Here is a 12,994-nt window from a genome sequence, read left to right as displayed (position 1 = left end):
CTTATTCCCAAATATGATTTGCCTCTGTTAGAATAATCGGCTTGTCGTCGGTAATCACAATGGTATGCTCGTGCTGAGCCACAAAGCTGCCATCTTTAGTTACCAGGGTCCAGCCGTCGCTGAGCTGATGAGCCAGCGAGGCGCGGGTAGAAATAAATGTTTCTACTGCTACCACTGAGTTTTTCTTGAAGCGCTTTAAGTTGTACCGGTCGTAGTAGCAGGGTATCTCCTTGGGTTCCTCGTGCAGGCTGCGGCCGATGCCGTGCCCCACCAGGTTCTTGATAACCCGAAAACCCGCTTTTCGTGCTTCGCCTTCAATCAGCCCGCCAATATCGGCAATGCGTACGCCACCGCGAATGCGGCTAAGGGCGGTGCGCAAGATTTGACGTGAGGCATCGACCAGCGGCTGGTGCTGGTGAATATCGGACCCGAGCACAAAAGAGCCGCCATTATCGGCCCAGTAGCCGCCTAGCTCCGCCGACACGTCGATGTTCACCAAGTCGCCGTTCTGTAGCACCTTGCGGGCCGATGGGATGCCATGTGCCACTTCGTTATTCACGCTGATGCACGTCCAGCCGGGAAAGCCATAGGTAAGCCGCGGGGCCGATTTGGCACCCAGCGCCGCCAAAATACGTCCGCCATATTCGTCTAGCTCTTTGGTTGTCATACCCGGCTGGGCATACTCGCGCATTTGTTTCAGGGTAGTACCGACGGCTTCACTAACGAGCTGCAGGCCAGCTAAGTCTGCTTGGGAGGTAATGGACATGGGCGGAGAAATAGGGTGCTCAGATATGAAACAGCGTTGGCTGCTTAACACGGAAAAGCGGCGTTAAGTTATGTTCGTAGTTGGGTGGTAGCTTTTCAGGCAGGCTTACGTTTACCTATCTGCCTGCTAGGCAACTCAGCCAACGGGAGCCTAGCTAAATAGGGCCAAAAAGTCCGTTCTTGGTAAGAAATAGACTCTGGCAAGGTACACCATTCTGAAAAACTTTCGGCGCGTCTTTACTAATACAGCAGTTGCGCAAGGGTACCGAACCCACTAGCTGGCCCCTAAGTACTTTCCCAAGGCTCGCCACGCTGTTACCGCGTAGAAACGTAGCCGCTCATTTTCCATACGGTGTCTAGTTCGGTTGCTGGTTTGCTACTTGAGCTGAACGCTTGCAACCTCTGGTTACCGTGTGAGTGGGCTACTGGTGTCGCAGTTATTGGGGCAGCGGGCATCCGTTTCACCCACGATAGGAGCCACCAACCCTTCCGTAGCGCCCCTAGGCCTAACGACTTCGACCCCATTTCTATCTACCGCTACTACAATCATATGGGTTACTCCCAAGGAGTCGAGCCCTAGGTACATGCGCAGGCCGCCTTTATTACCAGAGGAATTTACCTGCTTTAAAATATCAGCGACTAGCTTCTCATTGATGTAAAAAGCGCGGGGATGCGAGTACGCGTTTGGAAAGGACACCCGGTATCGGCGAGTCCAATCAGCTAGTATGTTTATGCCAGCTTCGTCCGTAACGGGTTTTCCAGCGTCCGGATTGTGGTTGTTCGATGGCGTAGATCCGGCCGGGGCAGCACTAACGGTTTGGGGAGGGGCAGGCCGATCTGCCGTGGCGTTTGGAGAATCGGCTTGCTGGCAGCAGGTAAGGACGCTACCTATTCCGACGGCGTGTAGTACTTTGCGGAAAAGATGAATACTAGGGACCATGGGTGTAGAATATGATGGAAAGGGTACCAGACTGGTGCATGAAAGCGGGGTGTGTTGTAGGGCGCATATGGATGGCCTAATGCCTGCGTATTAGTCAAGACACTATCATAAAAAGCCAGAATAGAGTAGAACTACACCTCATCACGGAAAGCCGCTAATGCAAGTATTCGATATCATTCAAATGTCACCCAAAGAGGTGTTCATCGCCGGTCAGGTGGAAGGCGACATCATGCCGGGCATGTGGGAACTGCGCCGTAACCACGAAGGCGTAGCAACACTAGAAGTATTGGGGGAGGCACAGATAGAAGCGGGCCGCAAAGGCAAGCTGGCGCCCCCGCGGGTGGCCGTGTGCCGGGGCGTAGTAGACAAAAGCCGCTTTGACTTCACTCGCGACGACGTAACGCTGGTGCGGCTATAGAAAGCCCGGGGCTTATTGTTCGAGTGGGCTATTTCGGTCGCAATTATCGGGGCAGCGGGTTGCTGATTCTCCCAGAATGAAACCAGCTCTGAGAGGTACTTGCCGTTTAGGCTCTAATACGTTGGTGCCATTCTCCCGCACGCCTACTAGAATAACGTGGGGAGTGCGGGCGGAATCCAGGCCAAAGTACAGCCGCATGCCTCCCTTCGGGTCATTGGGGTTGGAACCCTGCTCTTGGGACAAGATTTCTCTTACCAGCTTGGCGTTGATGTAATAGGCCTTGGGCAGGGCTGGGTACTGCTGCCGAAAGCGCCGCGTCCAGGCAGCCATGCTATCCTTCCGCGCTGGCGTGGCCACTCGGCGCCCGGCCCTGGGGTTGTGGTTGCCCGCCTGAGTCTGCGGAGATGCTTGCGCGTTCTTAATGGTGGTGGGCGCTACAGGGCGGCTCCGCTGACCTAGTACATAGGCACTACCCATCCCTACAATAAGTGCTACCGTGCCAAACAAACGAGTAGTCAAGGACATACGATTGGGCGTTAGGTGAACAAAGACCCGCTACATCTGCGCTGTCATATAGTAGGATGAATATATAGTTTAAGTTGTAATAGTAAAAATATTTATTAGAATCATTATAGCGAAGCCGTGTAATATCTCCCTGCTGGTGGGTAGCCCAGGTTTGACTGTTCCTACTTCTGAAAAAACTGCAGTACCGCTTGGTTAAACTCGCGGGGCTTTTCCTGAGGTGCGTAGTGCGAAGCACCGGGCATAATTAGGAGTTGCGCGCCAGGAATGTGCTGCGCAATGGCGCGAGTGTGCTTCTCCAGAATAAGGTCGTGCTGCCCGGCTACTACTAAGGTGGGGGTAGTGATGGCGTGCAGCTCCTGAAAGGTCATGTTAGGCTCTTGAAGCAGCAACTGTAGGCGTCGGGCATCCTGCTTGCTGTGAGCGCCCGGCAGGCGTTGTGCTTCGCGTAGTTGCTTGCGTAGCAGTTGGAGAAAATCGGGCTCAACAGCCTCGGCGGTAGGAAACAAATTTGCTCCCATTACCACCATCCGGTTGAGGCTTGCAGGGTAGAGCAGCGCCAGCGCAAGGGCCGTATTCCCTCCGTCACTCCAACCCACCACATTGACCTTGGAGAGGTGCAGAGAATCGAGCAGTTGCTTTACATCGGCGGCAAACAGGTTATACGTCAGACTAGCAGTGGTAGAGTCGAGGCTGCGGCCATGAGCCCGTGTATCCACCGCAAGTACATCGTAGTGCTGCGCTAATTCACCAATTTGCTCCTGAAAGGCAGCAATAGACTGACCGTTGCCATGCAAAAGCAGGAGCGGAGCGCCCTGGCCGTATCGTTCGTAGTAGAGGCGGGTGCCAGGCAGTTGCACAAAGTGCCCGGCGGTGGGGTGCTGGCCATAACCAGCGGGGTTTGTCAGCGTGGGTGTTGAGGAGGCCGTCACGTACCGTAAGTAGCGCAGGCTATCCGGCAGTTGGTAGTCGTCGGCCGGCGCGGAAGCAGGTTGGCCTTGCTGGAGGCCTTGGTTGCCAGTGGCTAGGGAGGCTTTACCGGCTTCGAGTGCTTTATTCGGAAGGGGGCGGTAGGAGTCCAACGTCAGGTACATGCTTAAGTAGCCAGGGGTAAGCTCCTGCCACTGGGCTTGGCTTTTGCTACGGGTTAGAATGCTATGTCCCAGCATGGGTACGGCCGAGATACCAAAGCTTTTTGAGTTGCCAGGGGTAGCTTCGCTCTCTAGCCATTGGATTGTAACGGCTACCGCTTTGTGGCCCTGCACTTGTACTTGGTAGGGCGTCAAGTCTACCCGCACCCAGCCGCGAGGCTGGGTTACATCGAAGCGGATATCTTGGCGAAGTAGGGGCTGGTGAGGCCTACCGGCCTGCACGCTGTAAAGGTTCAACCGGAATTTTATCGACTTGAAGCGGTTGAAGGCCACGTGCATGTTAAAGTCCCGCAGCCGGCAATCCTCATCAACGGGCAAAATGGTGCCCTGCTCTTTGGCCAGCGCATCACTCACCAAATCGGCCTCGGTGTACATGCTAGCCCCCATGAGCGTGGAGCTGCTAGTGCGGCCAAACGTCTTGGTCTTCACCTTGCCTGGCCGCACCGTCACGGCGGCTAGGTTGATGCTGCTGGGGTGAAGCCGCACTACCTGCCCGGCGGCTTGTAGCGTAGCCGTTGGCACCGTAGCTGTCTGGTACCCCACGCAGGAAATCAATACAGCTTCCGTGGCCTTGCTGGAAGGAGCCGGAATGGTAAACTGAAACTGACCCTGCGCATTGGCAACCGTACCAAACGGCTGCCCGGCAATGCCCACCGAGGCAAAGGGTATGGGCTCTTGCGTTTTGTCGTCCAGCACCTTGCCTTGCAGCAAGGTGGTTTGGGCTAGTAGGTGAGAGACAGGAGATACACTGAAAAGACAGAATAGAACTAGCAGCAGGCGCATAGGTGGGGAAAGATAGGCTAACCAGGAGACTCCTTGCCCCGTTGGATGGTTGCCCGGCCATCTGAATTTACTGGTGCAAGCCACTACCTCAGGTACCCTAATAACGCTCTTCTGCACGTGCCGAACTCAGGTCGAGTAAATACTCGCACGCTCTGCGAAAACCTTCAGCTGCATTCGGTTCGTGGCGAAACACCATGTGGTAGCCGCTAGCTTGGTGGGATTCCAATAGCCAGGAAGCACCATCTATCGCCCCGGTTGGTGCTTCGAAGGGCGGCAATTGCTGAAATCTGCTCTGCGCTAGCAGCTGCTCAAATTGTTGCCACTGCTGCGGGGAAATAGAGCGGGTAGTTTCTTTGCTTGTGATGTGAACGGGCGGCCGGTTGATTTTAGCTATCCTTTGCTGCTGTAGCAGGTCAGCCTGGCGCTTTCGAAGCTCTTGTTCCAGCTGCTTTACCTGCTGCGCCGATGCCTTAGGTGGAATAAATTGTACGGTAACCAGCTTTATTCCGCAGTTTGGCTTATCCAAAAATTGCGTCCGGATGCTGCCGCCAGTAGCACTGCGGCGAAGCGTCAGCAGTACTGGTTGGTTAAAAGAACGCAGCCACAGGAACCGGTAGACATCAGTATTCAGATAGTAGTTAGAGAGAACCGGCGCGCCAAAGTACAGCAAATTGCAGGAAGCATATAGTAATTGACTAGGTGGGTACTCCACTGAGTTAGTGAATGGATAAGAGGAATCAGCGGCTGGAAAGTAAAACGTAGTGGAATTCCGCGGCCGACCCCGCGCATCGGATATGGTGGGGTTTCGCGCGTAAGCGGAGGTAGAAGAAGTAGGCTCGGAGCAACCGTCGAGGCAGAAGCTGATGAACCCGAGGAGTAAAGCGAAATAGAAACGTTGCATATAGCTATAGAGGGAATAGGCTCCCAAACTCGTCAGGAATTCCGGATTTCCTACACCAAATACTCACCGGCCCGCGTTACCACCGGCAAAAAGGCCTCTTTGCGGGCAACCTCGGCCAAACTTTTCGCTACTTTTGGCTGATTCTGCGGTCTGTAAAGGCCCGGACTGTTCTAAGCGTAACGCTTCCTGATGAAACTATTCCCCCGTCTGGCGCTGGCCGCCTCGCTCAGTGCCGCCGCGCCGCTGGCCGCCACTGCCCAGCAAACCCAGGTGTTTACCAATGACGAGCGCTACTTCCAAGAGGGCCTCGAACTCTTCGATAAAGGTAAGTATGGTGCCGCGCAGCAGTCCTTTCAGCGCTACCTAGAGCTAACCCAGCGCCGCAACGGGGAGTTGGCTCCGGGCCGCACCGTGGATGCCGAGTATTACTACGCCGTGTCGGGCTTATACCTGTTTCACCCCGACGCGGAGGACCGCGTGCTGGCGTTTGCGGCGGCCAATCCGGCCCACCCCAAAGCCCCCGAAGCCTATTTTCAGCTCGGCAAGTTTTACTTCGATAAGAAGGACTACGCGAAGTCGATTGACTACCTGCAGAAAGTGGGCCCCGACAACCTGACCAACGACCAGCGGGCCGAAGCTGAATTTAAGCTGGGCTACAGCTACTTTTCCCAGAAGGAGTTTGACAAGGCCAAGCTGCAGTTTGACCGTAACAAAGCCGGCAACCACCAGTACCGCTACGCCAGCTCCTACTACGCTGGTATTTTGGCGTCCAGTGCTGGTGACTACGCCGCCGCCCGTCAGGACCTAGCGGTGGCCGAACAGAACGATGCCTACCGCCCGGTAGTACCGGCCCTCATGACGCAGATCTTCTATAAAGAAGGCAACTACGACGGCCTCATTGAATACGGGTCGCGTGCGCTGGCTCAAACACCGCCGCCCCAAAGCGCCGACGAGATTCAGTTGCTGGTGGGCGACGCCTACTACCAGAAGCAGGACTTCAAGCAAGCTGCCGAGTACTTTGACAAGTACGCCGCGGGCCGCAAGAGCATTGAACCCAAGGTGCAGTACAAAATTGGCTACTCCAACTTCAAGCAGGGCGACTTCAAAGGTGCCATTGGAAGCCTAAAGAACGTGGCCGTGCGCCGCGATACCCTGGGCCAGAATGCTGCCTACCACTTGGGCCTCAGTTACCTCCAAACCAACCAGAAGCAGCTGGCGCTAAACTCGTTTGATGCCGCGCGCAAGCTCAACTTTGACAAGGTAATCAGTGAGAACTCTACGCTGAAGTACGCGCAGGTGAGCTACGAACTGGGCAACACGCAGGAAGTAATTGCCGCCCTGCGCGACTTCCAGAAGAAGTATCCCCGCTCTAAAAATCAAGCCGCTGCCGACGACATCCTGAGCGAGAGTTTCCTCAATTCCTCCGACTACGCCCAGGCCCTCAACTACCTTGATAACCTCGACGACCGGAGTGCCAAGCTCAACGCTACCTACCAGCGCGTAGCCTACCTACAGGCCGCCACGTTCTACAACGACAATCGCTACCAGGAGGCGTTACCCGTACTCGATAAGAGCCTCAAATATCCGCAAGATGAGGCCCTGCGCGCCGCTGCTCAGGTTCTGAAAGGCGAAATTTACAGCGTAGGACTGCAGTACCAGCCCGCCATTACGGCATATACGGCGGCGGCCCGCACGGCCCGTACCGGCTCGGCTGCCGAAACCGACTTCGACCAGAAAGCTCGCTACGGCCTAGGCTACGCGTACTACAACACCAAGCAGTATGACCGGGCCCGCCAGCAGTTTCAAGCCTGGCTTCAGGACCCCGTGGCAAAGCTACTTACCCGAACTACTACGACGTGACCCTACGCCTGGGCGACATTTACTACGTGTCGAAAAACTACCAGCAGGCTCTTGACCAGTACGATAAAGTAATTCAAGCCAACGCCGCCGACAAGGACTACGCCTATTACCGGAAAGGAATTACGCTGGGGCTTATGGGTAAGCGCCAGGAAGCGGCTACTACCCTAAATACCCTGCTGAAAACCGCGCCTAGTTCGCGCTACGCGGAGGATGCTGTGTTCCAGCAGGCCCAGCTCGACTACGAAGCTGGGGAGTTTCAGCCCGCCGTAGATGGCTTCACGAAGCTAATCCAGAACCGGCCTAACTCCACCCTGATTCCTCAGGCGCTGCAAAAGCGGGGCGTGGCCTACCAGAACCTGGAGCAGCACGAAAAAGCCGTGGCCGACTTCCGCCAAGTGCTCAGCCAGTACCCGCGCACAAAGGCGGCCAGCAGTGCTATTTACAGCCTTCAGGAAAGCTTATCGGCCCTCGGGCGCACCGAAGAGTTTGACCAGTCCTTGGCCCAGTTTAAGCAGCAGAACCCCGACAGCAAAGCCACCGAAAGCGTGGAGTTTGAAGCGGCCAAGTCGCTGTACCTCGCCGAGAAATACGCCCAAGCTATTCCGCGCCTGGAGGGCTACCTGCAACAATATCCAAATACGGTGCTGGCGGCTGATGGCCGCTTCTTCCTGGCCGATTCCTACCTGAAGACCGGCCGCAAAGCCGATGCGCTACCCCGTCTGAAAGCCGTGGTAGACGAAGGGAAGAGCGAGTTTGTAAACCGAGCCGTGGGGCGCTTGGCTGAGTTGGAGTTCGAGAATAAGAACTATGCCGAAGCTGCCCGCTACTACGCTCGCTTGCGAGAAGTATCGCAGAATAAGCGGGAAGTGGCCAATGCCGGTATTGGGTTGATGAAGAGCTACTACGAGGCGGGCGACCTGGAAGGCACTCGTCGCATTGCGCAGGAGCTGCAAACCCAGGGCGGAGCCGCTCTCAACGCTACCAACCTGGCATCGCTCTACCTCGGCAAAGCCAGCTACAAGGCCGGCAATTTCGATCAGGCCATCACCGAGCTGACAGCTACTACGGCCACGGCGAAGGATGAAAGCGGGGCCGAAGCCCAGTACTTGCTGGCCTCGGCACTGTATCAACAAAAGAAATATCCCGAAGCCCTGGACGCCGCCTACAAGAGCAATTCCGACTTCGTCAATTATGATGTGTGGTTGGGGCGGGCCTTCCTGCTCATTGCCGATATCTACCGCGACCAAGGCGAAATCTTCCAGGCCCGCGCCACGCTCAATTCCATTATCGACAATAAATTCCCGGTAAAGGAAGTGGTAGACGACGCCAAGAAGCAGTTGGCCGAACTGCCTGCGGATCCGGCTACCCCGGCACCAAGCACGCCCAAAACCTCGCCCAGCAAAACCACTCCAAAGGCCTCGACTACCAAGCCTGCCCCAAGTAAGGCAACCAGCAAAACGTCCGTGCGCAGCTCACTAGCACCGGCCACAGCGCAGCCTGCTGATTCGACCAGTAACCGCACCGATGGCCCAATCGGACAGGAGGAGTAGGAGAGAAGTAGTCAAGTTTGCCGGAAAATAAATAACTGAAAAATAGAAAGTTGTAAAGCAAAGCTTCAGGCAGTGCTTTCAGCTAACTGAACTCCCGATTGTATGACGTTTCAACCGTCGAGACTACTGGCCGCTGCGGCTTTGTTGAGTGTTGCTGCCCCCGCTACAGTGTGGGCGCAGAAGACGCGCGGCAAGATTGAGGACGCCGAAATTGAGATTGTGAAGGAGCGGGTGAATGAGCTGCCCGAAGCTACCCGCAACTTTGAGAAGGTTGCCATTGAGGCTCCCGCTAAAAGTGGGCCCAAGGTAGCCTACACGTACCCCGATTTTAAGCTGCCCGCCGACCGGCTCAATCCCTCGGTGCGCGTGCTGACTATCCGGCAGGAGGAACTGCCTGCACTCACCGGCAACTACCTAAAAGCGGGGGTAGGCAACTACGGCACTCTGTACGGCAAAGCTCATCTGCACAACACCCGGAGCGACGCGGCCAGCTACGGCCTCGACTTCAGTCATCTCTCGTCGGCCAACGGCCCCATCGACAAGAAGAACTCCGGGCAGAGCCAAACGAGTCTGTCGTTGAACGGCGAAACTTACAACGGGCCGCTGGTGCTGGGAGCTACGGCCAGCGTAGGCCGGGAGCGGTACAACTTCTACGGCTACAACCGTGAAACCCTGCGGCTGCCCCCAGCGGAGGATTCTATTAAGCAAACCTTTACCCGCGCTGCCATCAAGCTGTATGCCCGCAACCGAGCCACGGACGCGGCCTTTCAGTACGATTTTGGCGTAGGGTTCAACTACTGGAAAGACCGGTTTACTGCTAAGGAAAGCAACGTATTCGCCGCTTTGCGCTCTACCTATCGGCTGGGCGAAACCAGCCGGGTACGCGTGGATGGCGACGTGTCGTTTATTTCCTTCAAGGACTCCCTCAGCTACAGCCGGCCCTACGTGCAAGTTACGCCGGCCTACGAGCTAACCTTGAACCGTCTGGCCGTATCGGTGGGAGCCACCCTCGGCTATACCGGCGACACTATTAGCAATGCCAAACAGTTTAATGCTTATCCGGCCATCCGGTTGGGGTACACTGTTACGGAAGACAAGTTCTTAGTCTTTGCCGGCCTGGGAGGCGCTGTCCAGCGGGTAACGATGTACGACCTGACCACCGAAAATCCCTGGTTGGCGCCCAACCAGCGCGTAGCCGACACCCGCCGGGGACCTACCTTGTACGTGGGCTTCCAGGCTGCTCCCGCCCGGGCCCTGGAGGTGAATGCGAAGGTGACGGTGAGCAACGACCGGAATCTGTACTTCTACAATAACTCCTTGCGCGACTCAACCAAGTTCGACTTGGTGTATGACAAGAAAGCAACCCAACTGCTCAACATTCACGGCGAAATTATTTACAACGCTGCCGAAAAAACGCGGGTAGGATTTAAGGCTGATTACAACGGGTATAAGGTGCATTCTCTCGCCGAAGCCTACCACCGTCCTGCCTTTCAGTCAACGCTATTCGGTACCTACAACATGTACGATAAGCTGCTGCTAGGCGCCGAACTATACACCTATAGTTCCAGCTATGGTACGAGCTACCTTCGGCAGGAAAACCCATCCGTGCCGCCCACCCCAAGGCCCGTTCTGTACACCGCCCGCACCCGGCCTACGGATACGGTGGTGGATCTGAACCTGCGTGCTGATTACCGCATTATGGAAAATCTGTCCATATTTGCTCTTGGCAACAACTTGCTGGGCCGTAAGTACGAGCGTTTCCTAAACTATCCAGTGAAGGGAATCAACGTACTGGCCGGTGCCACGTATGAATTTTAATTGCTGAGTAAATGCAGAAACCCGCCCGAACTACCGCATCAGGTAGTGGCTAGTATACCTCCGCAAAGGACCTTGTTGCCCTACTACGTTCACAGTAGTAGTCAATAAGGTCCTTTGCAGTGCAGATGCCCACTGCCGCGTCTTGGCGATTCTGTTTCTTGCTTAGTACTTTACCCACCGTAGCTGCTTTCGAATGCTTGCTGATCATATTCATAACCTCCTGCACGACCATGACTGCGTTATCATTCCCGACTTTGGGGGCTTGATTACGGAGTACAAGCCTGCTCGCATTCACCCGGTGCGCCATACCCTGGCCCCGCCAACGAAGCGCGTCGCCTTTAACCAGTCCCTAACCCGCAACGACGGGCTGCTGGTAGATGCCGTGGCACGAGCCATGAACGTGGGGCCCGCGCAGGCCCGGCAGCTAGTGCGGGAAGCCGTGCACCGCATGCAGCAGGAGCTAGAAACAGGTCAGCGCACGGAGTTGCGCGGAGTAGGTTTGTTCCGGCACGCTCCGGGCCGCGGCTTAGAGTTTGAGTACACTGGTAAGGAAAATCTGCTAGCAGCTAGCTTCGGACTGCCCGAACTAGTCTCGCGCCCCATCCGGGCTACCGATGCCTTGCTAGCCCGGGAGCGGCCCACGGCTGCCCCCATTCTGGCAGCATCCCGCTCCAAGCGGGCCGTACGTGCCTTGCAGGTACTAGCCGGAGCCGTTATTGTCGGCCTCGGCTTGTCGGCCAATTATTTGTTTGCTGACCACAACGGCTACCTGCCCGATAGCTGGCGCATTACCTGGAACGAAGCCGCACCGGCGTCTTCCACGAATACTCAGCCCGTCGTAACGCGTCAGCAAGCCGCTCTGGCCGCAGAAATGACTTCTTCTTCGCCTCGCCCAGTAGTGGAAGTGCCAGTTGAAGCACCTGTTGCTAAGCCGCTAGAAACCAATATAGTGCCTACAGTAGAAGCCGGAGCTTCTAAGCCCGTGTCCGTTGCGAAGCCAGTAGTAGCTGCTGCCCTGGGTACCCAGAAAGCACCAAAGAAGGCGGCGGCCAAGCCAAAAGCACCGGGCTGGGAAAAAGCTCGTGCTACCAATGCAACTACCGTGGCTGAAAGTGCGACCATTAAAAACCGCACAGGCCGTTACTATATCATTGCTGGCAGCTATACTAGCCTCGCCAATGCCGAGAAAGGCCGGCAGGCGCTGCTTCGCCTGAACCGTCCGGCCCGGGTGATTCTGCCCCAGCCCGGTAGCCGTCAGTACATGCTGTCGGCTGGTGATTATGCTGACCGGGCTTCGGCTGATCGGCAAATCAGCATCCTGCGCAAGCGGATGGGTAACAGCTTGTGGATTAAAAACTACTAACTCCGAAACCGGAGGGGTACGCAGGAAGCAAACCGGCCTTTGATAGAGGGCCGTACCTTCGCAGCGTACGCACATGTGAATATTCCAGGTACTCCTTTCTTCGAATGACCTTTTTGCTCTCTCTGCTGCTGCAGACTCCCACCACAGAAGCCGTTCCCACTGCCTCGCCGGCCGCCGCTGACTCGGCCGCTATTGCTGCCAACGCTGCCGCTAACGCGGCGGGCGGCCTCTCACTGATCGACCTAGTGTTGGCCGGGGGATGGATTATGGTACCGCTCTTTCTGCTGCTGTTCGTCTCCGTCTACATTATCTTGGAGCGCTACATCACCATCCGGAAGGCTGGCTCAGTGCCGGAGTCTTTTATGCCTGGTATTCGGGGCCTCATGGTCAAAGGCGACTTGCAAGGTGCCAAGATGCTCTGCGCCCAGAACCCAACTCCGCTGGCGCGCATGATTGAGAAAGGTATTCGCCGCATTGGGCTACCCCTGAAAGAAATCGAAACAAGCGTAGAAAACGTGGGCAAGATTGAAATTGCCCGCCTCGAAAAGAATATCAACGTGCTAGGCATTGTGGCGGGTATTGCACCCATGCTAGGCTTCGTAGGTACCATCATCGGGGTTATCAAAATCTTCTACGCTATCAGCTCTACCGGTGACTTTGGTATCGCCCAGATTTCTGGCGGTCTGTATACCAAAATGGTGACCTCGGCTGCGGGGCTTATTGTGGGTATCATTGCGCACATTGGCTACCACTGGTTGAGCATTATGGTCGAGCGCATGGTATTCCGCATGGAAAACTCTGCCATTGAGTTCATGGATATTCTGCAGGACAACTAAAGCGGAACCCGTGCTGCTGGGGGCGAAGTAGAATCCAGATTTTCCTCGCATCTAGGCTCACGAGTTTGCTGTACACCACTTCACCCC

11 protein-coding genes are annotated in these 12,994 nt (G+C 55.9%); 6 read left to right on the top strand and 5 right to left on the bottom strand.

What is annotated here, in order from left to right; all coding sequences use genetic code 11:
• Position 1 precedes the first annotated feature (1 nt).
• Both map and VI25_RS18185 read right to left on the bottom strand, forming a co-directional pair.
• The gene (gene map / locus VI25_RS18190) at positions 2–766 is read right to left on the bottom strand and encodes a type I methionyl aminopeptidase (protein ID WP_045689537.1); all 765 of its coding nucleotides are present in this window, start codon (positions 764–766) and stop codon (positions 2–4) included.
• A 405-nt stretch (positions 767–1,171) separates the two neighbouring features.
• Positions 1,172–1,705, bottom strand: coding sequence for a hypothetical protein (locus VI25_RS18185; protein ID WP_045689536.1), 534 nt, complete (start codon positions 1,703–1,705; stop codon positions 1,172–1,174).
• A gap of 157 nt (positions 1,706–1,862) precedes the next feature.
• Here VI25_RS18185 and VI25_RS18180 point away from each other — a divergent pair, with 157 nt between their 5' ends.
• Positions 1,863–2,123, top strand: coding sequence for a hypothetical protein (locus VI25_RS18180; RefSeq protein WP_045689535.1), 261 nt, complete (start codon positions 1,863–1,865; stop codon positions 2,121–2,123).
• A 12-nt stretch (positions 2,124–2,135) separates the two neighbouring features.
• On the opposite strand, the gene VI25_RS18175 is transcribed toward VI25_RS18180, so the two are convergent.
• The 3 genes from VI25_RS18175 to VI25_RS18165 form a co-directional block, all read right to left on the bottom strand.
• The gene (locus tag VI25_RS18175) at positions 2,136–2,648 is read right to left on the bottom strand and encodes a hypothetical protein (RefSeq protein ID WP_055562715.1); all 513 of its coding nucleotides are present in this window, start codon (positions 2,646–2,648) and stop codon (positions 2,136–2,138) included.
• 161 nt (positions 2,649–2,809) lie between these two features.
• Complete coding sequence (locus tag VI25_RS18170) at positions 2,810–4,579, bottom strand: alpha/beta fold hydrolase (protein WP_052695389.1); 1,770 nt, start codon at positions 4,577–4,579, stop codon at positions 2,810–2,812.
• A 97-nt stretch (positions 4,580–4,676) separates the two neighbouring features.
• Complete coding sequence (locus tag VI25_RS18165; protein ID WP_143436956.1) at positions 4,677–5,480, bottom strand: hypothetical protein; 804 nt, start codon at positions 5,478–5,480, stop codon at positions 4,677–4,679.
• A gap of 189 nt (positions 5,481–5,669) precedes the next feature.
• Here VI25_RS18165 and VI25_RS18160 point away from each other — a divergent pair, with 189 nt between their 5' ends.
• From VI25_RS18160 to VI25_RS18140, 5 genes are all read left to right on the top strand, one after another.
• Complete coding sequence (locus VI25_RS18160) at positions 5,670–7,340, top strand: tetratricopeptide repeat protein (protein WP_052695388.1); 1,671 nt, start codon at positions 5,670–5,672, stop codon at positions 7,338–7,340.
• Positions 7,337–8,890: a tetratricopeptide repeat protein gene (locus VI25_RS18155; RefSeq protein ID WP_052695387.1), complete on the top strand. Its 1,554-nt coding sequence runs from the start codon at positions 7,337–7,339 to the stop codon at positions 8,888–8,890. The genes VI25_RS18160 and VI25_RS18155 overlap by 4 nt, the downstream gene beginning before the upstream one ends.
• A gap of 102 nt (positions 8,891–8,992) precedes the next feature.
• The gene (locus VI25_RS18150) at positions 8,993–10,708 is read left to right on the top strand and encodes a hypothetical protein (protein WP_045689532.1); all 1,716 of its coding nucleotides are present in this window, start codon (positions 8,993–8,995) and stop codon (positions 10,706–10,708) included.
• A 193-nt stretch (positions 10,709–10,901) separates the two neighbouring features.
• Positions 10,902–12,071 carry an SPOR domain-containing protein gene (locus VI25_RS18145; RefSeq protein WP_055562714.1) on the top strand — a complete coding sequence of 390 codons (1,170 nt, stop codon included), beginning with the start codon at positions 10,902–10,904 and terminating at the stop codon, positions 12,069–12,071.
• Between the two features lie 104 nt (positions 12,072–12,175).
• Positions 12,176–12,907, top strand: coding sequence for a MotA/TolQ/ExbB proton channel family protein (locus VI25_RS18140; protein ID WP_052695384.1), 732 nt, complete (start codon positions 12,176–12,178; stop codon positions 12,905–12,907).
• The last annotated feature ends 87 nt before the right edge of the window (positions 12,908–12,994 follow it).

Source organism: Hymenobacter sp. AT01-02, from assembly GCF_000961955.2.
Classification (GTDB): Bacteria; Bacteroidota; Bacteroidia; order Cytophagales; family Hymenobacteraceae; genus Hymenobacter; species Hymenobacter mucosus.
The sequence above is the reverse complement of the archived record's forward strand: the minus strand, read 5'-3'. Positions and strand labels throughout refer to the sequence as shown.